This is a genomic window from Bradyrhizobium sp. LB14.3 (genome assembly GCF_040547985.1).
In the GTDB taxonomy this organism is placed as follows: Bacteria; Pseudomonadota; Alphaproteobacteria; order Rhizobiales; family Xanthobacteraceae; genus Bradyrhizobium.
The window spans coordinates 164,680-186,541 of the sequence record NZ_JBEPQT010000011.1 but is presented as its reverse complement, the minus strand read 5'-3'; the positions used below and the strand labels follow the sequence as shown (position 1 = coordinate 186,541).

Sequence of the window (21,862 nt, the reverse complement as noted above, 5' to 3'; positions counted from 1 at the left end):
TTCTCCTATTTCTTCCGTCATTGCGAGCGAAGCGAAGCAATCCAGAGTCTTTCCGCAGAGGCAGTCTGGATTGCTTCGTCGCTTCGCTCCTCGCAATGACGGGGTTATGCCAAATGCAAGGCGGTGACGACGAGGTCGATCGCCTTGATGCCGATGAACGGAATGACGATGCCGCCGAGCCCGTAGATCAACAGGTTGCGCCGTAGCAGCGCGCCGGCACCGACCGCACGGTAGGCAACGCCCTTCAACGCCAACGGGATCAGCGCAACGATGATCAACGCGTTGAAGATGATTGCCGACAGGATGGCGCTCTGTGGACTCGACAGGTTCATGACGTTGAGCACGTTAAGCTGCGGGTAGAACGCCAAAAACATCGCCGGGATGATCGCGAAATACTTGGCGACGTCGTTGGCGATCGAGAATGTCGTCAGCGCGCCTCGTGTCATCAGCAACTGCTTGCCAATCTCGACCACCTCGATCAGCTTGGTTGGGTTGGAATCGAGGTCGACCATGTTGCCGGCCTCTCGCGCGGCCTGGGTGCCGGTGTTCATGGCGACACCGACGTCGGCCTGCGCGAGGGCCGGCGCGTCGTTGGTGCCATCGCCGCACATGGCTACCAGCTTGCCCTTGGCCTGCTCGTCGCGGATCAGCTTGAGCTTGTCCTCTGGGGTTGCCTGCGCCAGGAAATCATCGACGCCGGCTTCCGCCGCGATTGCCGCGGCCGTCATCGGATTGTCGCCGGTGATCATGACGGTGCGAATGCCCATGCGGCGCAGCTCGGCAAAGCGCTCGCGGATGCCACCCTTGACGATGTCCTTGAGCTGGATGATGCCGAGCAGCTTGCCGTCCCTGGCAACCGCCAGCGGCGTACCACCGGCCTTGGAGATCTCGTCCGCAATCGTCTGCACCTCCCGGCCGATATCCGAAAGCACCGCAGGCTGGATGGCGCGGACCGTGTTGCCTGAAGCAACCGCCAGCGGCGCGCCGCCACCGACATAGTTGAGCATGGCATCGACCGCGCCCTTGCGCACTGATGAGCCGCCGGCATCCACGCCGCTCATGCGGGTCTGCGCCGTAAACGGGATGAAGGTGGCGCCCAGCTCGGCCATGTCGCGGCCGCGGATGCCGTGTTTTTCCTTGGCCAGCACGACGATCGAACGGCCTTCCGGGGTCTCGTCGGCGAGCGATGCGAGCTGGGCCGCGTCCGCGAGCTCCTGCTCGGTCACGCCGCGCACCGGGCGGAAGGAGGTCGCCTGGCGGTTGCCGAGCGTGATGGTGCCGGTCTTGTCCAGCAACAGCGTGTCGACATCGCCGGCCGCCTCGACCGCGCGGCCGGACATCGCCAGCACGTTGAAGCGCACCAGGCGGTCCATCCCGGCGATGCCGATTGCCGACAACAGCGCACCGATCGTGGTTGGGATCAGGGTCACGAACAGCGCGACCAGCACAATCACCGAGATCGAGCCGCCGGCATAGGCCGCATAGCTCGGAATAGTGACGGTGGCGAACACGAAGATGATGGTGAGGCCGGCCAGCAGGATGTTGAGCGCGATCTCGTTTGGCGTCTTCTGCCGCTCGGCGCCCTCGACCAGCTTGATCATGCGGTCGATGAAGGTCGAACCTTGAGCTGCCGTGATCCGCACGCGGATCCAGTCGGACAGCACCTGCGTGCCGCCAGTCACCGCCGACCGGTCGCCGCCGGATTCACGGATGACAGGCGCGGATTCGCCGGTGATCGCGGCCTCGTTGACGGAGGCGACGCCCTCGATCACCTCGCCATCGGAGGGAATGGTATCGCCGGCCTCGACCAGCACGATGTCATCGACCTTGAGGCTCGTGCCCGGCACGAGATTGAAGGCTCGGCCGGCACCACTCAGGAGCTTGGCCTGGCTCTCGGTGCGTGTCTTGCGCAGCGATTCGGCCTGTGCCTTGCCGCGGCCTTCGGCAACCGCTTCGGCGAAATTGGCGAACAGCACCGTGAACCAGAGCCAGAGGATGATCTGGAAGGTAAAGCCCAGGCCCGCACCTCCCGTAAGGACATCGCGCAGAAAGATCGCCGTGGTGAGCGCGGCCACGACCTCGACCACGAACATCACCGGGTTCTTCACCATCAGCCGCGGATCGAGCTTGGTGAAAGAGGCGCTAATCGCGGGCACCACGATGTTCGGGTCGAGCATCGCCGACATTGACGCGCGCTTATGCAGTTTCATCGTATCCATGGAGGTCGCTCCAACAATCAGAACAGGTTACCGGCGTTCATCGCCAGATGCTCGACGATCGGGCCGAGCGCGAGCGCCGGGAAAAAAGTCAGGCCGCCGATGATCAGGATCACGCCGACGACAAGCCCGACAAACAGTCCGCCCGTGGTCGGGAATGTGCCCGCCGACGGCGCGATCGATTTCTTGGCGGCCAGCGAGCCCGCAATCGCCATCGCAGGGACGATCATGAAGAAGCGGCCGACGAACATCGCGCTTGCCAGCGTAAGGTTGTAGAATAACGTGTTGCCGGTGAGGCCCGCGAAGGCCGAGCCGTTGTTGCCGGTCGCCGAGGTGAAGGCGTAGAGCACTTCGGTGAAGCCGTGCGGTCCGGCATTCGCCATCGAGGCGACCGCCGCCGGATAGACCACGCCGACCGCGGTCCAGCCGAGATACATCAGCGGCAGCACCAGGATCGCGAGCATCGCCATCTTGACCTCACGCGCCTCGATCTTCTTGCCGACATATTCCGGCGTGCGGCCGACCATCAGGCCCGCCACGAAGATCGCCAGCACGACAAACAGCAGCATGCCGTAAAGGCCAGCGCCGACGCCGCCGACGATGATCTCGCCGAGCTGCATGTTGATCAGCGGAATCATGCCGCCGAGCGCGGTGAAGCTGTCATGCATGGCATTGACGGCTCCGCAGGATGCGGCCGTCGTGATCACGGCGAACAGCGAGGACGCGACGATGCCGAAGCGAACCTCCTTGCCTTCCATGTTGCCGCCGGTGAGACCGAGCGCATGAAGGGCCGAGGTGCCGCTGGCTTCCGCCCAATAGGTGACGGCAACGCCGCCGACGAACAGCACGCCCATCACGGCAAGAATGGCCCAGCCCTGGCGCTGGTTGCCGACCATGCGGCCGAACACGTTGGTGAGCGCGGCGCCAAGCGCGAAGATCGAGAGCATTTGCACGAAGTTCGACAGCGCGGTCGGATTCTCGAAGGGATGCGCGGCATTGGCATTGAAGAAGCCACCGCCATTGGTGCCCAGCATCTTGATCGCGACCTGGGAGGCGACCGGGCCGACTGCGATGGTCTGCTTGGCACCTTCGAGCGTGGTCGCCTCGACATAATCACCGAGCGTCTGCGGCATGCCCTGCGAGACGAGGAACAGCGTGTAGACGATGCAGATCGGCAGCAGCACGTAGAGTGTCGTGCGGGTAACGTCGACCCAGAAATTGCCGACAGTGCGCGCCGAGGCGCGTGAGAAGCCGCGGATCAAAGCCACCGCCAGCGCGATGCCGGTTGCCGCCGACAGGAAGTTCTGGTGCGTCAGGCCGAGCATCTGCACGAGATAGGACAGCGTGCTTTCGCCGCCGTAGTTCTGCCAGTTGGTGTTGGTGATGAACGAGATTGCGGTGTTGAAGGACAGATCCTCGGCCACCGCCCCCTGACCAGCCGGATTGAACGGCAGCACGGCCTGAAGCCGCATCACGCCGTAGATGATGAGGAATCCGCCGACGTGGAACAGCAATATGGCGACCGTGTAAGTCAGCCAATGCTGCTCGCGCTTCTCGTCGACGCCGGAGAACCAGTAGATGCCGGCCTCGATCGGACGCAGCACCGGCGACAGGAACGTCCGCTCGCCGTTGAACACGCGCGTCATGTACCAGCCGAGCGGCTTGGTCAGCGCGACGATGATGCCGCAGAAGAGAATGATCTGGAGCCAACCGATCATAGTCATGGAATCAACCCTTCAGGCTTGGTGCCCGGCGCATAAGCGGCGGGAGCACCGATAGCAGGCAGGCGACGAGCACGGCGTCCGCCAGCAGTAATTCGAGGAGAAGCGGCACGGTCAGAACCGTTCAGGCCGAAGCAGCGCGTAAGTGAGGTAGATCAGGAGGCCAAACGAGACGGTGCCGGCGAGCGCATAATCGAAAATCATGGTCCGCTCCCTCAAAGACGTTCGCAGGCGTAGGTGTAGCCGATCGCGAGGGCGAAGAAGCCGAAGCCCAGCCCCAGCATCAAAATGTCCATCATGGCGATACTCCTTGCTAGACGATATCCGGCGTAATCAATCTCTGGATGCCGGCAGGCCGCTTGCTCCGCGCGAATGCAACGGGTGTCTGCGCCCGACCGGGACTTTCACCGTGCTGAAGTCCCACCGTGTACATAGATTTTCGAGATGAAGCCGATGGCGAAATTATAGGAATCTCATAAAGGCCGGCACGTCTTCGCCAGCGGCCATGCGACACTGACAACGCATTCCAGCGCGGTCTTTCCGGGCAGGTGGCGCAGCGACGCGATCCACCGTCACCATCGCTACCATCCTTAAGGCAGACTGTGGGGAAGGTCTTTTCAAAATGCCGGTTTCTATAAGCCTTCACCTTCGGTGGCGATGACAGTCGAGAATGAGCGCTGTCTTTTGCCTCTTACCCGGAGGCATACGCACACTTATGAAATGCTTATATCTCTCGCCCGCTCCTCATCTCGTTTTCAAACGTGCTTCCAGCCATCTTGGGCATGCCGGCCGACTGACCGACACCAATTCCAGGAGGCCTGAACATGACCGCCGCACTCCGACATTACGATCCACCTTCGTTCAGCGAACGCCTGCGCGATGCGCACGCAATGACGCGACCGTTGATGCTCGAGATCATCGACCACGCCTGTCGGCACTTCCCCTCGCTTGGACAAAACGGCCGCACCGCGCGCGTCATGCGACTGCTCGACGCGGAAGCCTGGGCCGATGCCGCACTGGCACTGATGGAGCTCGAGCTGCCGACGTGGCAGTTCCGCCGCATCGCCTATGACGAGGGCGAGTGGCACTGCGCGCTCTCGCGCGAGCGCGAGCTGCCGGACTGGCTGGACGCCGCGGTCGAAGCGCGCCACGCGGATCTTTCGTTGGCCCTGCTGTCGGCCTTCATCGAGGCCCGGGCATTGGCCGCGGATATGTCACGGCCCAGCGTTCCTTCTGTTCGTGCGCCGCTGGATCCGCTTTACGAACCTGTCGTCTGTGACAATTTCGGCTAGAGCGGCCTGACGAGTTCGGCGGGCTCACGCCTTTCTGACCTTCCTATCAGATCGTCGCGTGGCCTCCCTCGAAATCACATTCGCAAGGAAAGATATTGAGTCTGCAGGCGCGGTCAATGCTGCCGCTACCTGTAGCGATCAGAAGGAATATCGAAGTGAAACTCATCGAACCTCCCTCGTGCAGCGCGCCTTCCACCATCGTCTTCATTGGCAGGAACAGTCGCGGCCATTGGATCGCGCAGGAGCAGAACGGCCTCTATGGCGGCCTGTTCGTCAGCCGCGCGCAGGCCGTCAAATATGCGCTATTCGAAAACGGACAGCATCCCGAGACCATCGTCGAGCTGCCACGCGAGATCGAACTCGACAATGGGCAAGAGCGGCAACAGCAGTATCTCGCGGCACGCCGCCTGAGCCGGCGCCTTCGAGCAAAAAGTCATGTTCATCCCTCCCTCAGCTTGGTTCACCGGCTTCATTCCGGACGTACCGACTCCGTTCGACGCGGCTGACGCCATCGATCTCGAGGCGTTCGCCGCGCTCTGCGAGCGCCAGGTTGCGGTTGGCGTCGCCGCTCTAGTGATCTGCGAGACGGTCGGCGAGGCGCCAACGCTCTCGCCCGCCGAGCAGGAGCTCGTCATTCGCACTGCTGTCGACGTCGTCCGCGGTCGCGCGCGAATTATCGCCGGCGCGATGTCGAATGCGACCGGCCACGCCATCGAACTCGCGCGGCGCGCGGAGGCTGCGGGTGCCGATGCCATCATGTCGGTCGTGCCCGCCTATAACAAGCCGATGCAGGAGGGGATGCTCGCGCATTTTCGCGCCATTGCCGGTTCGACCGGTTTGCCGATGATCCTGCACGATGTTCCCTCGCGCACGCTGCGTCCGCTGGCGGACGAGACCATCGTGCGTCTCGCGGAATCCCGGCAATTCGCCGGCTTACGCGACGGCAGCGGCGATATCAGTCGCCCGATGCGCTTGGGTCGGCTCCTGCCGGCCAGCTTTCGCCTGCTGTCCGGCGACGATACCACCGCCTTCAGCTTCATCGCGAGCGGCGGCGATGGCGCGATCTCGGAGATTGCCAATGTCGCCCCGGATCTCTGCCGGACGCTCTTCTTACAGGCGAGGCAGGGCCGCCTGCAATCGGCGCGCTACCTGCACAAGCGCCTCATCCCGCTTATCGCCTGTCTCTCTCGGGAGAGCCCGGCGGCGCTGAAATGCGCCTTGAGCATCTTCGATCTGATGCGGCCGGATACTAGGCTGCCGATCGTGCCGCTGAACGACGTTGCGCGAGCGCAGGTCGCCCGAGCAATCGCCGCGATCGCCGACGAGGAGCTGAACGACAGCGTCGGAGCGTAGGCACGGCACTTATGACGTTCCTATATCGCTGCACGGACAGTCGTCTCGCATTCCTATGCTTCGACATCCATCATACGAGCCAGGATCGGAGCGGCCGTATCGCCGCACCACGCATAAGGACTTCCAACATGTCGATGCTGACACATGGCTTTGACCGGCACTTTGGGAAGGTCGAACGCCCGGTACGGATCTCGATGGCGCGCAAGGCCCAGCTCAAGCGCCTGGCACTACGCGCGCTGGGCGTGCTCTCGATGGGCAGCGTGCTCACCGCGCTCATCGCGTTGAAGACAGCGATCCATGTCTGGCACCTGCACGCCTGACCAGAATGGCAGACCATCATGACCTTGCAGATGTGTGAGGAGGCCGCGATGGCGGCAATCGCGCTTCAAGCTGCCCGTCGCGCGCCCGAGGCCCGGCAGACGCCAGTGTTGCTCAAGCCGCTCGATCCCGATGTCGTCAGCGCCTCCATTCCCGCGTTCTTCATCGGGCGCAACGCGGCCGGCCTCTGGGTTGTCCGGGAAGCGAACGGGCGCATCGGCGGCCTGTTCCTGTTAAAGAGTTCGGCGGTCGATTTCGCCAACCGGCAGAGCAAGCTGGCCAGGTGCGCGCTGGTGTTTCCCACCGGGATTTTTGAGCTCGACATCGAGAACCGCGGCAATCCGCTGATCGTGCTCGCCGCACGATTGCTGGAGGGGGCCAAGCGGCTCGCGGCGCTCGTCGCCGCAAGGCGACAGACATGATCGAGCTCAAGATCATCATGCTGATCGCCCTGATAGGACTGCTGCTCCTCGGCATGCGTCTCACCGCAGCCCCGACTTCCGACGGCTAGCATGCAGCTCCTCAAGGGAAATCTCGAGCAGGTGGTCGCCACGACGATCCTGACCATGACGCTGAGCCTGGTCTGGGGCGCGATCCTGACGATCGTGATCACGCTCGTGGCGCGGGGGCTTGGGATCTAGCCTCTCGTCGCCACGCGTACGGCAATCGAGCGGGAATTGACTATGGTTGCCTGCGAGGCAAGCAACCGGGCGCGAACGGCGGTGGCGATCCTTGCTTGAGGCTGCGTATCCCGCCAAAAACGCTCGTCCGATCTGGCGCAATTTCACGGAACCGTGTAGAGCGATTTCATGAGCATCAGCAACGTCAATGTCGTCGCCCATCCCCTGGTCCAGCACAAGCTCTCCCTGATGCGGGAGAAGGACCGCTCGACCAAGAGCTTTCGCGAGATCCTGAACGAGATTGGGATGCTGCTCGGCTACGAGGTGACGCGCGACCTGCCGCTGGAGCTGGTCGCGATCGAGACGCCGATCGCGCCGATGCAGGCGCCCAAGATCGCCGGCAAGAAGCTCACGCTGGCTCCGATCCTGCGCGCGGGCGTCGGCTTCCTCGACGGCATGCTGGCGCTGATGCCCTCGGCGCGCATCGCCCATATCGGGCTCTACCGCGACCCCGAGACGTTGCAGGCCGTGGAATATTACTTCAAGGCGCCGCAGGATCTGTCGGACCGCACCGTGATCCTGATGGATCCGATGCTGGCGACCGGCAACTCGGCCTGCGCCGGCGCCTCCCTGCTCAAGGCGCGTGGCGCCCGCGACATCCGCTTCGTCTGCCTTCTGGCCGCGCCCGAAGGCATCGCGCAGTTCCAGAGCGAGCATCCCGACGTGCCGGTCTGGACCGCCGCGATCGACGAGCGGCTCAACGACCACGGCTACATTGTGCCGGGCCTGGGCGACGCCGGCGACCGGATGTTCGGCACCAAGTAGACAGCTTTGCGCGATCGGGTTAGTCCGGTTGCCATGAACGCCAATGATTTTTCGCTGCAATCCCTGATCCGGACCGAGGCCGCCGCCGATCCGGCCTTGGTGTTTGACGGCACGCCGGTCTCGCGCGCGGAGTTCTTAGAAAAGATCGAGCAGACCGCCGCCTGGCTTGCCGCGCACGGTATCGGCAAGGGCGACGTCGTCGCGGTCTGGCTGGTCAACCGGATCGAATGGATCGCGCTGCTGTTCGCCGCCGCCCGGCGTGGAGCAATCGTCGCCGCCGTCAATACGCGCTACCGCGGCGCCGAGGTCGCCCATCTCCTGAAGCTGTCCGGCGCCAGGCTGATGGTGGTCGAAGCCGAATTCCGCTCGATCGACTTTGCCGCTATTCTCGCCGACGTCGTCAGGGGCGAGGTGCCTGCGCTACGAGAGCTCGCGGTGGTCGGCGCGGATGCGATTCCCGCGCACTGGCCGTGCGTGCGCTTCGATGCCTTCGACAGATCCTATCCGTCTGCCCCGCCGGCTCAGGATGATTTCGATCTGCCGGTTCTGCTCTACACGACGTCAGGCACGACCAAAGGACCAAAACTCGTCGCGCATTCGCAGCGGACGCTGGCGAGCCACGCCGTCTCCATTGCCACGGCGCTAAAGCTCTCGCCGCAGCGCCATTCGTTGCTGGCCATGCTGCCGCTCTGCGGCACCTTTGGCATGACAAGCCTGCTCGGCTTCGTCGCAGCGGGCGCGACCGTCCATGTGCTCGATGCCTTCGAGGCGGCGCCGGCGCTGAGGATTCTCGGCGAATGCGGTATCACGCACGCATTCGGCTCGGACGAGATGTTCCGCCGCATCCTCGCCCTCACCGATGCACCGCGTCCGTTTCCGCATCTCGAGGTCTGCGGCTTCGCCGCGTTCCAGCCCGGCTGGCGCGAGCTCGCCGCGGACGCCGAGGCCCGCGGCATGCCCCTGTTCGGCCTCTACGGCTCGAGCGAGCTGCAGGCGCTGTTCTCAATCGCACGCTCCAGTGATGGCTTTGCTGATCGCATCGAGGGCGGCGGCTGGCCGATATCACCCGACACGAGGGTGCGCGTGCGCGACACCGAGACCGGCGAGCCCGCGGCTCAAGGTGTCTCCGGCGAGATCGAGATCAGCGCGCCGTCGCGCTTCCTCGGTTACTACAACAATCCCGAGGCGACACGCGACGCCATCACCGCGGACGGCTTCTTCCGCACCGGCGATATCGGCCGGCTGCGCGCCGACGGCTCCTTCGTCTACGAAACCCGCGCGGGCGACGCCATGCGGCTCGGCGGCTTCCTTGTCGCGCCCGGCGAGATCGAGGACGAGCTCAAATCGTGCCCCGGCGTTGCCGACGCCCAGGTCGTCGCGGTCGATCTGAAGGGACAGGCGCGCTGCGTTGCCTTCGTGATCCCAGCCCAAGAACCCCACCACGAGCCGCCGCGGCAGGAAGCGTTGATCACGCGCCTGCGCGAGCGGCTCGCCGGCTACAAGGTCCCGGCGCGGATCTATGTCGTGGAGGCCTTCCCCGTCACCGACAGCGCGAACGGCATCAAGATCCAGCGCGCCCGGCTTCGGGCCATGGCGATGGATCGGATCGCTGCCGAATAGCGTCTACGGGCTTCGCTTCATCGACGAAGCTGCGCCGATAGCGCGTCGCGGTGCCCGGGCGCCGCGATCGCGATCATCCGGCGCGCACGCTCGGCAAGGCCGCAGCCGCGCAGCTCGGCAACGCCCCATTCGGTGATGATGGCATCGACATCGGCGCGGGGGGTCGTCACTGTCTCGACATGGGCGACGATCCGGCTCGTGCCATCCGAAGCCGTCGCCGGCAGCGCGATGATCGCCCTTCCCCGAGGTGAGGCATTGGCGCCGCGCACGAAATCGAGCTGCCCGCCGATCGCACCGATCGCAACGCCATTCAGCGTCTCGGAATTGACGCTGCCATCGAGCCCGACCTGGAGCGCCGAGTTGATCGCGACCAGCCGGTTGATGCGGGCCAGCAAGTCCTGGCCGTGTGTGTATGACGTCGGCCGCACCGAAACAGCCTTGTTCTCGTGCACGAAGCGATAGAGCCGCTGCGTCCCGATCACCTGGTTGGTAACCGTGATCCCGGCATCGATACCCTTCTCCGCATTCGTCACCGCACCGCGTTCGATCAGATCGACGACGGCGTCGTTGATCAGGCCGGAATGGATTCCGAGATTGCGTACATGCGAGAGCGAGGAGAGAATTGCGTCCGGAATTCGACCGACGCCGAACTGCAGCGTGCTGCCATCGTCGATCAGCCCCGCCGCATGCGCCGCAATGCGCCGCGAAACATCGTCCAGCGGCGGCGACGCCAGCTCGACTGGCGCACAGCGGGCCGGGACGCGCACATGGATCGTCACGTCCTCAGGCCACTCCGCTCCAAACGTAAAAGGAGCATCCGGGTTGATCTCGGCGATGACCAGGCGCGCACCGCGCGCGGCATCGATGACATAGTCGTTGGAGAGGCTGGCGCTGAGCCGCCCCTTGGACTCCGCAAGCTGCACCAGAACGACATCGGCCTTGTGGCGGCGCGCGGCGAAGTCGGCGCAGAACGCGCTGTAGTTGCTCGGAATCAGATCGAGCCGTCCGGCCTTGGCGAGCCGCCGGGCATTGCCGATCACGCCATAGCTCAGGAACGACACGTTGGGCGCGGGGCCTGCGGGAAACGTCTCCGAGAACACCGGTCCGACCATCATGCGAAACGGTGGAAGATGTTCCGCCTGTGCCATCAGCACTTCTGTCAGCGTGACCGGCTCCGCAGTCGCCTGCCCGCACACGACGAGATCACCCTCACGGACCAGGCCGGAAAAGTCGATCGGCGACGCGGGCTCGAGCATCGCCACCTCAATCCATCGGTTTGAGGCGCGCGGAGGACTCGCCGAGCAGCGTGCGCAATTCCGTCTTCACGATCTTGCCGTAGCTGTTCTTCGGTAGCTCGCCGGTGAGATAATAGTGCTTCGGCCGCTTGAAGCGCGCGATCCAGGCATTGCACATCTGGTCGAGCTCGTCCCGCGTGACCGCCCTGTCCGCGACGGGAACGACGACGGCCACCACCTCCTCGCCCCATTCCGGATGGGGACGGCCGATCACAGAGACTTCGGCGACGGCCTCATGCCGCAACAGGACCTCCTCGACCTCGCGCGGATAGATGTTGGTGCCGCCGGAAATGATGACGTCCTTGGAGCGGTCCTTCAGCGTGAGGAAGCCGTCGGTGTCGAAGGCCCCCATGTCGCCGGTATAGAGCCAGCCGTCGCGCAGTGTGTTCGCAGTCGCCTCGGGATTTTGCCAGTAGCCCGACATGACGGTATCGCCGCGCACGATGATCTCGCCGACCTCGCCCGGTGCGACGTCGCGGCCTACCTCATTCACGGTGCGTACCTGTACGACGCCCTGCGCGATGCCAACCGACGCCAGCCGCTCGGCATGACGCGGATTCCCGGCATCGACATGCATTGACTTCGGCAGGTACGTGATGGTCATCGGCGTTTCGCCCTGACCGTAGATCTGCGCAAGCTTTGGCCCGAACACGTTGAGCGCAGCCTTGCAATCGGCGACATACATCGGGCCGCCGCCATAAATGATCGTCTTCAGCCCCGGCGCGGTCGCGCCAGCTGCTTCAGCCGCGACGGTCAGGCGCCGCACCATGGTCGGCGCGGCAAAGAAGGAGATGCCGTCGCGCTTTGCCGTCAGCTCAAGGATCTCGTCCGGCTCGAAGCGGCCACTCTCCGGAATGATCTGTGCGCCCATGCCGAGCACGTGCGGCACCATGTAGAGGCCTGAACCGTGCGACATCGGTTCGGCGTGCAGCAGCGCCTCGCCTGGCGCGACCGGATTGATCTCGGCGAGATAGTTCAGCGCCATCGCAAGCAGATTGCGGTGGCTCAACACCGCGCCCTTCGGACGCCCGGTGGTGCCGCTGGTGTAGAAGATCCAGGCGGGATCTGTGCTCACGACATCGGCGATGGCAATGCCGTCAGTCTTTTCGAGACCACGATGCTCGGCCGAGCCGATCTCGACGATGCGCGGCTTGGCCGCAACAAGCGCCGACGCTTCGGAGGCAACGCTCGCCATGTCCTCGGTCACGAAGACGACCGCCGCACCCGAGTTGTCGAGAATGAACGCGACCTCGCGCGGATGCAGCTTTGCGTTGATGGGAACGGCAACCAGCCCGGCATGCCAGCAGGCATAGAGACAGGCGACGTAATCGGGCACGTTCTTCATCAGCAGCGCAACGCGGTCGCCCTTGGCCAAACCAAAGCGCTGCTGCAGCGATGCCGCCAGCGACGCCACCGTCGCGGCGAGCCGGCCGTAATCGGCAACCGGCGTCAACCCTTTGAGCAGCGCCGGCGCGGACGCATCGGCTTTGGCGGCACGCAGGAGATGGTGAGCGAGGTTCATTGGCGGCCCTGCCGAAAAGTCCGCGGGAAAGCCTAGTATGACTTGGCCAGTCCAAGCACCTTTTCCGCGATAAAACTGAGCGCAAGCTGCGGGCTGACCGGCGCGATGCGCGGGATCAGAACTTCGCGCAAGTACCGCTCGACGTGGAACTCCTTGGCATAGCCGAAGCCGCCATGGGTCATCACCGCCTGCTCGCAGGCATGGTATCCGGCCTCACCCGCAATGTATTTCGCGGCATTGGCGGCGCCGCCGCAGGGCATGCCTTTGTCGTATTGCCACGCCGCCGACATCACCATCAGCCACGCCGCTTCGAGCTCGACCCAGTTTATGGCCAGCGGATGCTGGATGCCCTGGTTCTTGCCGATAGGCCGGTTGAACACCACGCGCGTCTTGGCGTATTCGGTCGCGCGCGACAGCGCGAGCTTTCCGAGGCCGACAGCTTCCGCCGCGATCAGGATGCGTTCCGGGTTCATGCCTTCGAGGATGTACTGGAAGCCTTTGCCTTCTTCGCCGATGCGATCCTCCATCGGAATCTCGAAGTCCTCGAAGAACAGCTCGTTGGAATCGACGATCTTGCGGCCCATCTTCTCGATCTCGTGGACCTTGATCTTGTTGCGGTCGAAGTCCGTATAGAACAGGCTCAGCCCATGCGTCGGCGAGCGCACTTCCTCCAGCGGCGTGGTGCGCGCCAGCAGCAGGATCTTGTGCGCGACCTGCGCGGTCGAGATCCACACCTTCTGGCCATTGACGATGTAGCGGTCGTTCTTGGCGACGGCGCGGGTCTTGAGCTGCGTGGTGTTGAGGCCGGTGTTGGGCTCTGTGACGGCGAAGCACGCCTTCTCGCGGCCTTCGACCATCGGCGGCAGCATGCGCTTGCGCTGCTCCTCGGTGCCGAACACGACGACGGGATTGAGGCCGAAGACGTTGATGTGCACCGCGGATGCGCCGGACATCCCTGCGCCGGATTCCGCGATCGCGCGCATCATGATCGCGGCTTCGGTGATGCCGAGCCCGGAGCCGCCATAGGCTTCCGGCACGCAGATGCCGAGCCAGCCGGCGTCGGCCAGCGCCTTGTGGAAGTCGTGCGGAAAGCCGCCGTCATGGTCTTTCTTCAGCCAGTACGCATCGGGAAAGCCTTCGCAGATCTTTGCGATGGCGTCGCGAATGGCCTCTTGCTGATCGGTGAGCGCGAAATCCATGTTGGTCTCCTTGTGGAGGCTCGTTAGTTCTAGCGCCCCATCTGCGAGGGCAGCCAGAGGATGATAGACGGAAACGCCACCAGGATCGCAATGACAATCAGGTGCGCAATGAAATGCGGGAAGGTACCGTGGAACACCTCCGCGACCGGCCGCTTGGCATAGCGGGCGACGATGAAACAGTTGAGCCCGACCGGGGGCGTGATCATGCCGACCTCGGCGGTGACGATCTTGATGACGCCGAACCAGATCGGATCGAAGCCGAGCGTCTTGATCAGCGGCAGCACGATCGGCACGGTCAGCACCAGGATCGCGATCTGGTCCATGAAGGATCCGAGCACGATGTAGCCGCACAGGATCAGCGTGATGATGACCCAGCGCGAGGCCGGCAGCGAGCCGACCCAGGCGACGAGGTCCTGGGTCACGTGGGTGAGCGTGAAGAAGTAGCCGAAGATCGACGCACCGACCAGGATCATGATGATCATGCAGGTGCCATGGCAGGCACGCAGCAGCGTCGCGTAAAGCGACGACGGCGTGGTCTTGCCCTTGACGATCGCGAGCAGGAAGGCGCCGAACGCACCGAACGCGGAGGCCTCCGTCGGTGTGGCGACGCCGAGATAGATCGTGCCCGTGACGATCGAGAACAGCACCACCATTGGCGAGACCTGCCACAGCAGCGCGAATTTTTCGCGCCACGGCACCGACTTGGCGGGCGGCGCGCGCGATGGATCCTGCCAGACCAGGAAGTAGATCGTGGCCATGATGGTGATGGTGACGAGGATCGCGGGGATGATGCCGCTGACGAGCAGCTTGCCGATATTTACCTCGGCAAGGAGACCGAAGATGACGAGTGCGACGCTGGTCGGCAGCAGCATCGACAGCGTGCCTGATATCGCGACCACGCCTGCGGCCATCTTCGGCTCATAGCCCTGGCGGATCATCGCCGGCAGGCTGGTCGAGGACAAGGTTGCGGCCGAGGCCGTCGATGTGCCGCAGATCGCGCCAAAACCGGCGCCGGCCAGCGCGGTGGCCATGCCGAGCCCGCCGGGGATGCGGCCGACCCAGGCCGAGGCCGTTTTGAATAAATCGTCCGCGACACCCGACAGCAGCACGAGGTCCGCCATCAGCAGGAACATCGGGATGGTGATCAGCTCGTAGGAGGAGACGGTCGAGAGCGGCGCGGTTTGCAAGATGCCGAACAGTGTGCTCCAGCCGCCGACCATCACGAGGCCGACCGAACCGGAAAAGGCCATCGCGAAGCCGACGGGCGTGCCGAGTGCGAGCAGGCCGAACAGCAGGGCGAGAACGATGAAGGGTGTCATGAATGCCTGCCGTTACTCAAAGGATCGTGCTTCGCCAACGCCGGTCACCGGCGGCAGCGGATAGAGGTCACGGCCGTTGACGAGGCTCAGCAGATTGCCGACGAGCTGGAGCAGCAATCGCAGCACCAGCACGCCGCAGCCGAGCGGCACCAGCGCCGCCGAGATCCAGGTCGGCCAGGCAATCGCGCCAGCCAGCACGTCATGCTGCTCGTAATTTTCCACCGCACGCTCGAGGCCGACCTTGCAGATCAGGACGAAGACGAACAGGCCCACAAGCGCGGTGATGATCTCCGAGAGCCGCCGTCCCGCCGGCGAGAAGCGCGACAGCAGGATATCGACGCCGACATGGGCGTGCTCGCGCAGAGCGTCCGAGACCGTGAAGAAGAACACGCCGGCGAGGAGATAAAGCCCGATCAGATCGTAGGTGAAGGAGAACGGACGGTTCAGCGCGTAGCGCATGAACACGTCGGTTACGACAAGCAGCATGATCACGAACAGGAACACCACCGCGATCACCGTCAGCGCGCGTTCCAGCACGCCGAGCACATATCCCGCCCGCTTGATCACCTCTCGCGTCTCCTTCTTCCTTGTCGGATGACTTCGCGCCTTACTTCGCGCCTTATTTGGCGCCGCCGGCGGCGAGCACGCCTTCAAACTCCTTCAGCGCGGCGGACGCCTGCTTGCCACGGCTGTCGAGCCCAGCCGCCCATTCCTGGCCGACGCCCTTCAGCTTGTCCTTCATCTCGGTGCGCGTCGCCTCCGGCAGCGGCTCGAAGCTGACGCCCTGGTCCTGAAGGTGCTTCTTGGTCGTCTCCGTTTCCTTGTCGACCTGGGCGCAGGCCATAGGCTCGATCGCCTCCGACGCGTCGTTCATCGCCTTCTTCACGTCGTCCGGAAGCTTGTCCCAAACCGACTGATTGATCGAATAGGCGACGATGAAGCTGCCGAAGCTGACGCCTTCCGTTGCGTGCTTGACCAGCTTGTCGAGCCCATAGGCAACGACGCTCTCCATCGGGAACAGCAGGCCGTCCATTGTGCCGCGCGACAGCGATTCATAGGCATCGGGTGCAGCCATGCGCACTGGCACCGCGCCGAGCGCGCGCAAGGTCAGGTCTTGCGCGCCGCCGGTGGTACGCAGCTTCAGGCCACCCATGTCCTTGGTCGTCTCGACCTTTTGCTTGGCGGTCCACACCTGGTAGGGCGGCAGCACCACCGCGAACAGCAGCTTGATCTTGTTCGGAGCGTATTCCTGCTTGGCCAACACGCCTTCGCGCGCGGTCTTCCAGTAGGCGAGCGTACCCTGGCAGGCGGTTTCGAACGCGCCTGGCAATTGCGCAACTTCCGATAGCGGCATCTTATCGGAGACATAAGACGGCCCGATGTAGCCGATGTCGACCACGCCCGACTGGGTGAGCCGCAGCATGTCCGCGGCCTTGCCGATCTGCTGGTTCGGATAATAGGTGAAGGTCACCGCGCCATTGGTGCGCTTGGTGACGTCGTCCATCCACGGCTTGAGCATCAGGCGGACGAGATAGTGCCCCGCGGGGAAGGAGTCGGCGACCTTCAGCTCCAGCGCCTGCGCCTGTCGCGTCGAGACCGGCAGCGAGAGCGCGAGCACTGCGGCAGCCCAGGGCAAAATCTTCTTCATCTCGTTCTCCTTGACGCGTCCCCATGCCGGCGGCGGCAGCATCTCGCTGCCGACCACTTGGCCCCGCTCCAGTTCTTGCTTGAGATAAAAATACATATAGGTGAATTTATATGTCAAGCATATGAATAGTGCATGGGGCTATGCGCCGAGCTGAGAGTTCCTCGAATTGACACCCGAGATTTATGAATTCTAACTCCACGTATATGAATGCAATGAACGAGGCTCTATGGGACCGCTCGCCGGCTTCACCATTCTCGACCTGACTTCCGTGCTGATGGGCCCCTATGGCACCCAGGTGCTGGCGGACATGGGCGCTGAAATCATCAAGGTCGAGAGCCCCGAGGGCGACATCGTTCGCCAGATCGGTCCCGGCCGCACACCCGGCATGGGCGGGATGTTTCTCAACGCCAACCGCGGCAAGCGCAGCATCGTCCTCGACCTCAAGAAGAAGGAAGGACGCGACACGCTGCTGCGACTGGCCAAGCGTGCCAACGCGCTGGTCTATAATGTGCGCCCGCAGGCGATGACGCGGCTCGGCCTCGACTACGAGACGCTTCGCGAGATCAATCCGTCCCTCGTCTATGTCGGCGCGTTCGGCTACGGCCAGTCCGGCCCCTATGCCGCCAAGCCCGCCTATGACGATCTCATTCAGGGCGCGGCCACCATTCCGACACTTCTCGCCGCCGCCGGCGACGGCACGCCGCGCTACGTTCCTGTCACCATCGCCGACCGCATCGTCGGACTGATGATGGTCAATGCCATCATGGGCGGACTGATGCACCAGCAGCGCACCGGCATCGGCCAACGCATCGACGTGCCGATGTTCGAATCCATGACGGAGTTCGTGCTGGTCGATCATCTGGGCGGATTGACCTACGATCCGCCGCTCGACCACGGCGGCTATGCCCGCCTGCTCTCGCGCTATCGCAAACCCTACAAGACCAGCGACGGCTATCTCTGCGTCCTCATCTACAACGACAAGCACTGGCGCAGCTTCTTCGAGGCGATCGGGCAACCGCATTTCCTCGATCAGCCGCGTTTTGCCAACCACGCTGCGCGCACGAATCATATTGACGATATCTACGAGGAGATCGGCCACATCTTCGTCACGCGCACCACCGCGGAATGGCGCGAGCTGCTGGAGCGCGCCGACATTCCGGTGATGCCGATGCACACGCTGGAGACGATTTTGGACGATCCGCATCTCAATGCGATCGACTTCTTCCAGACTGTAGATCACCCCGTGGAAGGCCGCATCCGCCAGATGCGCGTGCCCTCGACCTGGAGCGTGACCCAGCCCGAGCCCGCCGGCCCCGCGCCGACACTCGGCCAGCACGGCCGCGACATCCTGGCCGAGGCCGGCTTCTCGGTGGACGAGATCGAGCAGCTTGCAGAGCAAGAAGCAGTTCACCTGGCGGCGCCGCCGTAAGCAACGGGCGCCGGCAAAAATCGAGATACAGGGAGGAAACCACGATGGCCGGACTCTATTTCGAGGATTTTTCCGTGGGCCAGGAGTTCAGGCATCCCCTGAGCCGGACCGTCACGGAGATGGACAACACCATGTTCAGCCTGCTGACGCTCAACCCGCAGCCGCTGCACATCGACGCGCATTTTTCGGCCCAGACCGAGTTCGGCCAGCGCATTTTCAACAGCCTTTACACCCTCGGCATCATGATCGGCATGACGGTCTATGATACGACCATGGGCACCACCGTCGCCAATCTCGGCATGACCGACGTCACTTTTCCAAAGCCGGTCTTCCATGGCGACACTTTGCGGGCGACGACAAAGGTGCTTTCGTTGCGGGAATCCAAATCGCGCCCCAAGGCGGGCATCGTCGAGTTCGAGCACCACGCCTTGAACCAGAACGACGAGATCGTCGGTAAATGCCGCCGCATGGCGATGATGCACAAGAGGCCGGTCTGATGCGTTCGATGCTGTTCGTGCCGGGCGACTCCCCGCGAAAATTCGAGAAGGCCAGCGAAGGCAGCGCCGACGCGTTGATCATCGATCTCGAGGACTCTGTCGTCACCGACAAGAAGCCGGAGGCGCGCGGGTTGACGCTGGCGATGCTGAAGGGCTCTCGCGGCCCCCATCAGCTCTATGTCCGCGTCAACGCGCTCGACACCGGCATGACGCTCGCTGACCTCGCCGCGGTGATGCCAGGCAAACCCGACGGCATCGTGTTGCCGAAATCGCAAGGCGGCGACGACGTGCGCCAGGTCGCAACCTGGCTCGAAGCCTTGGAGGCTGCGGCCGGCATCGCGGTCGGCACGACGCGCATCGTCTGCGTCGCGACCGAAACCGCCGGCTCGATCTTCGGGCTGGGCAGCTACAAGGGCTGCTCCGCGCGTCTTGCCGGCTTGATGTGGGGCGCGGAAGATCTCTCCGCTTCGCTCGGCGCTACTGAAAAGGCGTCAGGTGGCGTGTTCCACAGCCCTTATCGTCTGGCACGCGATCTCTGTCTGATGGCGGCGGCGGCGGCCGAAGTCGCGCCGATCGACACCGTCTATACCGACATCGACAATCTGGCAGGACTCGAGCAGGAAACGCGCGCCGCGCGGCGCGACGGTTTTTCGGCGAAGGCGCTGATCCATCCAAAGCATGTCGACGTCGTCAACGCGGCGTTCGAGCCGACCGAGGCCGAGCGTAATTGGGCAGAGAAGGTGATCGCGGCATTCGCGAACAATCCGAACTCCGGTACTCTGCGTCTCGACGGCCAGATGATCGACAAGCCGCATCTTCGCGCCGCGAAGAAAATCCTCGGCCAGCCCTAGATCAGGATGCAAGTCTCACCATGATCGTTCGCCAAGCCGCAAACGTCCTGGAGATCATGGAGTTCTTCGCGCAAACGAGGAAACCGGCGACGCTTGCCGAGATCGCCGACCATTTCGGCTGGCCGCGCTCGTCGACCTTCAACCTGCTCGCGACGCTGTCGGAGAAAGGCTATCTCTACGAACCGCGGCCGCGGGCCGGCTTCTACCCGACGCCGCGCTGGCTGGCGATGGCGCGGATGATCTCCGAGGTCGAGCCGCTGCCGCCGTGGACACACACGCTGATCGCCGACCTCTCGGCCGAGACCGGCGAGACCGCCTCCATCGTGGCGCCGGCCGGCGTGATGGCCGTGTTCATTGACGTCGTCGAGTCCCAGGCCGCGATCCGCTATTTCGCGACCATCGGCCACCGCGTGCCGATTCACGCCACCGCCAGCGGCCGCGCCCTGCTGCTGCAATATTCGCCGGAGGAGCGCGACTCCGTCTATCGCAAGATCGAATTCAAGCAATACGGTCCGTCAACGCCGATCAGCATAGACGCCGTCGAGACCGAGCTGCGCAATTCGATCGCGCGCGGCTATTGCCAGAGCTTCGCCGACTATAGCCGCGACCTCGCGGGCGCCGCGATCCCGCTGCCGATCAGCGATCGCAGACTCTCGGTCGTGGTCGCCGGCCCGGAATTTCGCATCGGTCCGAAGGTGGCGGAGGTGGCCGCTTTGATCGCGCGGACTGTCGATCGATTGCGGCCGAAGGCGGCGGCGTAAGCTGACCTCAGTCGAATCCTTGAACCGGCGGCGTCGTGGTCTGCGCGGGCACCACAGGAGCAGCTTGAACAGGCTGCACCGCAGGCGCGGCTTGAACCGGCGGTTTGCTGGCAGCTCTCATCTGGCCATTGGCATCCATCGACTCGCGTGTGCCCGGCGGACCCCCGGTCGCCGCCGCGCGACGCGGCAGTTGCCGATGTCTCGCCGAGCGTGAACCTCTCACGCCCCAGGACCGGGCGATTGCAGGTCCGGCGGTATAACCGACCACCGCGCCCGCGACGGCACCGATCGGACCCAGCACGACGGCGCCTGACACGGCTCCCAACGCCGCAGCACCAGCGCGCTCCTGCGCGGCGGCGCTTGCAGGCACGCTAGCCAGCATCACGACGGCAGTGATCAGAGCTTTGTTCATCGGAGCGTCTCCCTCGCGGGCGTGACTCATACTTAAATATGGCTGCACGAGGTTTGTTCGTTGCCCAACACAGGGCAATCGCCGATGGAACTCCGGCAATTCAAAGGCCTCTGCCTTCAGATTGTGGTCGCAGCGGAGGCAGATCGGCAACTACGGCGCGACCTTGTCGCTGGTAAATCCGTTGCCGTCGAGCGCGCGGCGCACCGTGCCATCCGACTTGGCCTCATCCAGGAAATGCGCGGCCCAGGCCTTCGCCACCGCCTTGCCCTTGGGCACGACCACGACCACGCCGGTCGACTGGATCACCTCGTCCAGCACCTTCGTTCCCGGCAGCTTACGCGAGAGGTCTTCCAACGCCCCCATACCCATCGCGAGGGCATCCAGCTCCCCCTTGCCGATTAATTCGGCCGCCTGTTCCGGCTTCACGAACTTCGTCAGCTTCGCCTGCTTCAGCGACTTCTCGACCGTCCGCGACGTCGAGGTCCCCTCGATGCAACCGACCCGCATTCCCGCACGATCAACATCCGCAACGGCGCGGATGTCCGAACCGGCGCGAATGAGATAGCCGCTCATATAGGCGACGTAAGCTGGGCCCTGATCCACGAACTGCTCGCGCTTGACGTCGGCCGGCATGAAGGAGAGATCCCAGACGTCCTTGCTGCTGGCGGCGGCGATCTCGTCGGAGCTCTGGTATTCGACCAGATGCAGAGGAACGTGCAACTTGTCGGCGGCAGCCTTGGCGAGTTCTACGGTGACGCCGCGCGGCTTTCCGCCTGCGGGATCACGCGTCGTCCAGAACGCCGACGCGGCGGGGCCGACGGCCACCGCCACGCGCAACGCTCCCGTCGGCGCGATGTCGCTCGCGCCTTCAGCATTCCCCGTTACAGCGCCGGTGACAGCGAAGGCCAACCCCAACATGACGACTACGGCATAACGCAACATATTGCACTCCCGATCCGGGCTG

General features: G+C 64.0%; 21 protein-coding genes and 2 pseudogenes. 12 read left to right on the top strand and 11 right to left on the bottom strand.

The window, feature by feature from the left end; translation table 11 throughout:
• Positions 1–104: 104 nt before the first annotated feature.
• The 3 genes from kdpB to ABIB00_RS21510 form a co-directional block, all read right to left on the bottom strand.
• The gene (gene kdpB / locus ABIB00_RS21520) at positions 105–2,219 is read right to left on the bottom strand and encodes a potassium-transporting ATPase subunit KdpB (RefSeq protein ID WP_354105762.1); all 2,115 of its coding nucleotides are present in this window, start codon (positions 2,217–2,219) and stop codon (positions 105–107) included.
• A 17-nt stretch (positions 2,220–2,236) separates the two neighbouring features.
• Positions 2,237–3,940 carry a potassium-transporting ATPase subunit KdpA gene (gene kdpA, locus ABIB00_RS21515; RefSeq protein WP_354105761.1) on the bottom strand — a complete coding sequence of 568 codons (1,704 nt, stop codon included), beginning with the start codon at positions 3,938–3,940 and terminating at the stop codon, positions 2,237–2,239.
• Positions 3,941–4,051: 111 nt separating this feature from the next.
• Complete coding sequence (locus ABIB00_RS21510; RefSeq protein ID WP_008133410.1) at positions 4,052–4,141, bottom strand: K(+)-transporting ATPase subunit F; 90 nt, start codon at positions 4,139–4,141, stop codon at positions 4,052–4,054.
• Positions 4,142–4,761: 620 nt separating this feature from the next.
• Here ABIB00_RS21510 and ABIB00_RS21505 point away from each other — a divergent pair.
• The 8 genes and pseudogenes from ABIB00_RS21505 to ABIB00_RS21470 all read left to right on the top strand — a co-directional run bounded on the left by ABIB00_RS21505 (position 4,762) and on the right by ABIB00_RS21470 (position 9,965).
• Positions 4,762–5,229 (top strand): hypothetical protein, encoded by a 468-nt coding sequence (locus ABIB00_RS21505; protein ID WP_354105760.1) that lies wholly within the window; start codon positions 4,762–4,764, stop codon positions 5,227–5,229.
• Between the two features lie 155 nt (positions 5,230–5,384).
• Positions 5,385–5,640 (top strand): annotated as a pseudogene (locus ABIB00_RS39120) (hypothetical protein).
• 24 nt (positions 5,641–5,664) lie between these two features.
• A complete protein-coding gene (gene dapA, locus ABIB00_RS21495) occupies positions 5,665–6,582 on the top strand; it encodes a 4-hydroxy-tetrahydrodipicolinate synthase (protein ID WP_354105758.1) in 918 nt (305 codons plus the stop codon).
• Between the two features lie 128 nt (positions 6,583–6,710).
• Complete coding sequence (locus ABIB00_RS21490) at positions 6,711–6,902, top strand: hypothetical protein (RefSeq protein ID WP_247350829.1); 192 nt, start codon at positions 6,711–6,713, stop codon at positions 6,900–6,902.
• Positions 6,903–6,950: 48 nt separating this feature from the next.
• Positions 6,951–7,322: a hypothetical protein gene (locus ABIB00_RS21485; RefSeq protein ID WP_502917854.1), complete on the top strand. Its 372-nt coding sequence runs from the start codon at positions 6,951–6,953 to the stop codon at positions 7,320–7,322.
• Positions 7,323–7,412: 90 nt separating this feature from the next.
• A complete protein-coding gene (locus ABIB00_RS21480; protein WP_256467627.1) occupies positions 7,413–7,541 on the top strand; it encodes a hypothetical protein in 129 nt (42 codons plus the stop codon).
• 168 nt (positions 7,542–7,709) lie between these two features.
• The gene (gene upp, locus ABIB00_RS21475; RefSeq protein WP_247442844.1) at positions 7,710–8,345 is read left to right on the top strand and encodes a uracil phosphoribosyltransferase; all 636 of its coding nucleotides are present in this window, start codon (positions 7,710–7,712) and stop codon (positions 8,343–8,345) included.
• 33 nt (positions 8,346–8,378) lie between these two features.
• Entirely contained in the window at positions 8,379–9,965 is a 1,587-nt protein-coding gene (locus ABIB00_RS21470; protein ID WP_354105757.1) for an AMP-binding protein, read from the top strand.
• A gap of 17 nt (positions 9,966–9,982) precedes the next feature.
• Here ABIB00_RS21470 and ABIB00_RS21465 read toward each other — a convergent pair whose 3' ends face one another.
• Genes ABIB00_RS21465 through ABIB00_RS21440 form a run of 6 tightly spaced genes read right to left on the bottom strand, consistent with a single transcriptional unit; the run spans position 9,983 to position 16,948 of the window.
• Entirely contained in the window at positions 9,983–11,221 is a 1,239-nt protein-coding gene (locus ABIB00_RS21465) for an acetyl-CoA hydrolase/transferase family protein (protein WP_354105756.1), read from the bottom strand.
• A 7-nt stretch (positions 11,222–11,228) separates the two neighbouring features.
• Complete coding sequence (locus tag ABIB00_RS21460; protein ID WP_354105755.1) at positions 11,229–12,782, bottom strand: class I adenylate-forming enzyme family protein; 1,554 nt, start codon at positions 12,780–12,782, stop codon at positions 11,229–11,231.
• Between the two features lie 32 nt (positions 12,783–12,814).
• A complete protein-coding gene (locus ABIB00_RS21455) occupies positions 12,815–13,981 on the bottom strand; it encodes an acyl-CoA dehydrogenase family protein (protein ID WP_354105754.1) in 1,167 nt (388 codons plus the stop codon).
• A 29-nt stretch (positions 13,982–14,010) separates the two neighbouring features.
• Positions 14,011–15,300: a TRAP transporter large permease gene (locus ABIB00_RS21450; RefSeq protein ID WP_354105753.1), complete on the bottom strand. Its 1,290-nt coding sequence runs from the start codon at positions 15,298–15,300 to the stop codon at positions 14,011–14,013.
• Positions 15,301–15,312: 12 nt separating this feature from the next.
• The gene (locus tag ABIB00_RS21445) at positions 15,313–15,867 is read right to left on the bottom strand and encodes a TRAP transporter small permease (protein WP_354105752.1); all 555 of its coding nucleotides are present in this window, start codon (positions 15,865–15,867) and stop codon (positions 15,313–15,315) included.
• A gap of 52 nt (positions 15,868–15,919) precedes the next feature.
• Positions 15,920–16,948, bottom strand: coding sequence for a TRAP transporter substrate-binding protein (locus tag ABIB00_RS21440; RefSeq protein WP_354105787.1), 1,029 nt, complete (start codon positions 16,946–16,948; stop codon positions 15,920–15,922).
• Between the two features lie 226 nt (positions 16,949–17,174).
• On the opposite strand from ABIB00_RS21440, the gene ABIB00_RS21435 reads away from it, so the two are divergent.
• From ABIB00_RS21435 to ABIB00_RS21420, 4 genes and pseudogenes are all read left to right on the top strand, one after another.
• Complete coding sequence (locus ABIB00_RS21435) at positions 17,175–18,377, top strand: CaiB/BaiF CoA transferase family protein (RefSeq protein WP_354105751.1); 1,203 nt, start codon at positions 17,175–17,177, stop codon at positions 18,375–18,377.
• Positions 18,378–18,406: 29 nt separating this feature from the next.
• Positions 18,407–18,874: pseudogene (locus ABIB00_RS21430) on the top strand (MaoC family dehydratase); the annotation flags it as partial.
• Positions 18,874–19,725 carry an HpcH/HpaI aldolase/citrate lyase family protein gene (locus tag ABIB00_RS21425; protein WP_354105750.1) on the top strand — a complete coding sequence of 284 codons (852 nt, stop codon included), beginning with the start codon at positions 18,874–18,876 and terminating at the stop codon, positions 19,723–19,725. The pseudogene ABIB00_RS21430 and the gene ABIB00_RS21425, both read left to right, overlap by 1 nt.
• Before the next feature lie 20 nt (positions 19,726–19,745).
• Positions 19,746–20,486 carry an IclR family transcriptional regulator gene (locus ABIB00_RS21420; RefSeq protein ID WP_354105749.1) on the top strand — a complete coding sequence of 247 codons (741 nt, stop codon included), beginning with the start codon at positions 19,746–19,748 and terminating at the stop codon, positions 20,484–20,486.
• 7 nt (positions 20,487–20,493) lie between these two features.
• Here ABIB00_RS21420 and ABIB00_RS21415 read toward each other — a convergent pair whose 3' ends face one another.
• Together ABIB00_RS21415 and ABIB00_RS21410 are read right to left on the bottom strand one after the other, a co-directional pair.
• Entirely contained in the window at positions 20,494–20,898 is a 405-nt protein-coding gene (locus tag ABIB00_RS21415; RefSeq protein WP_354105748.1) for a hypothetical protein, read from the bottom strand.
• A gap of 150 nt (positions 20,899–21,048) precedes the next feature.
• Positions 21,049–21,840 (bottom strand): transporter substrate-binding domain-containing protein, encoded by a 792-nt coding sequence (locus ABIB00_RS21410; RefSeq protein ID WP_247350798.1) that lies wholly within the window; start codon positions 21,838–21,840, stop codon positions 21,049–21,051.
• Positions 21,841–21,862: the final 22 nt, after the last annotated feature.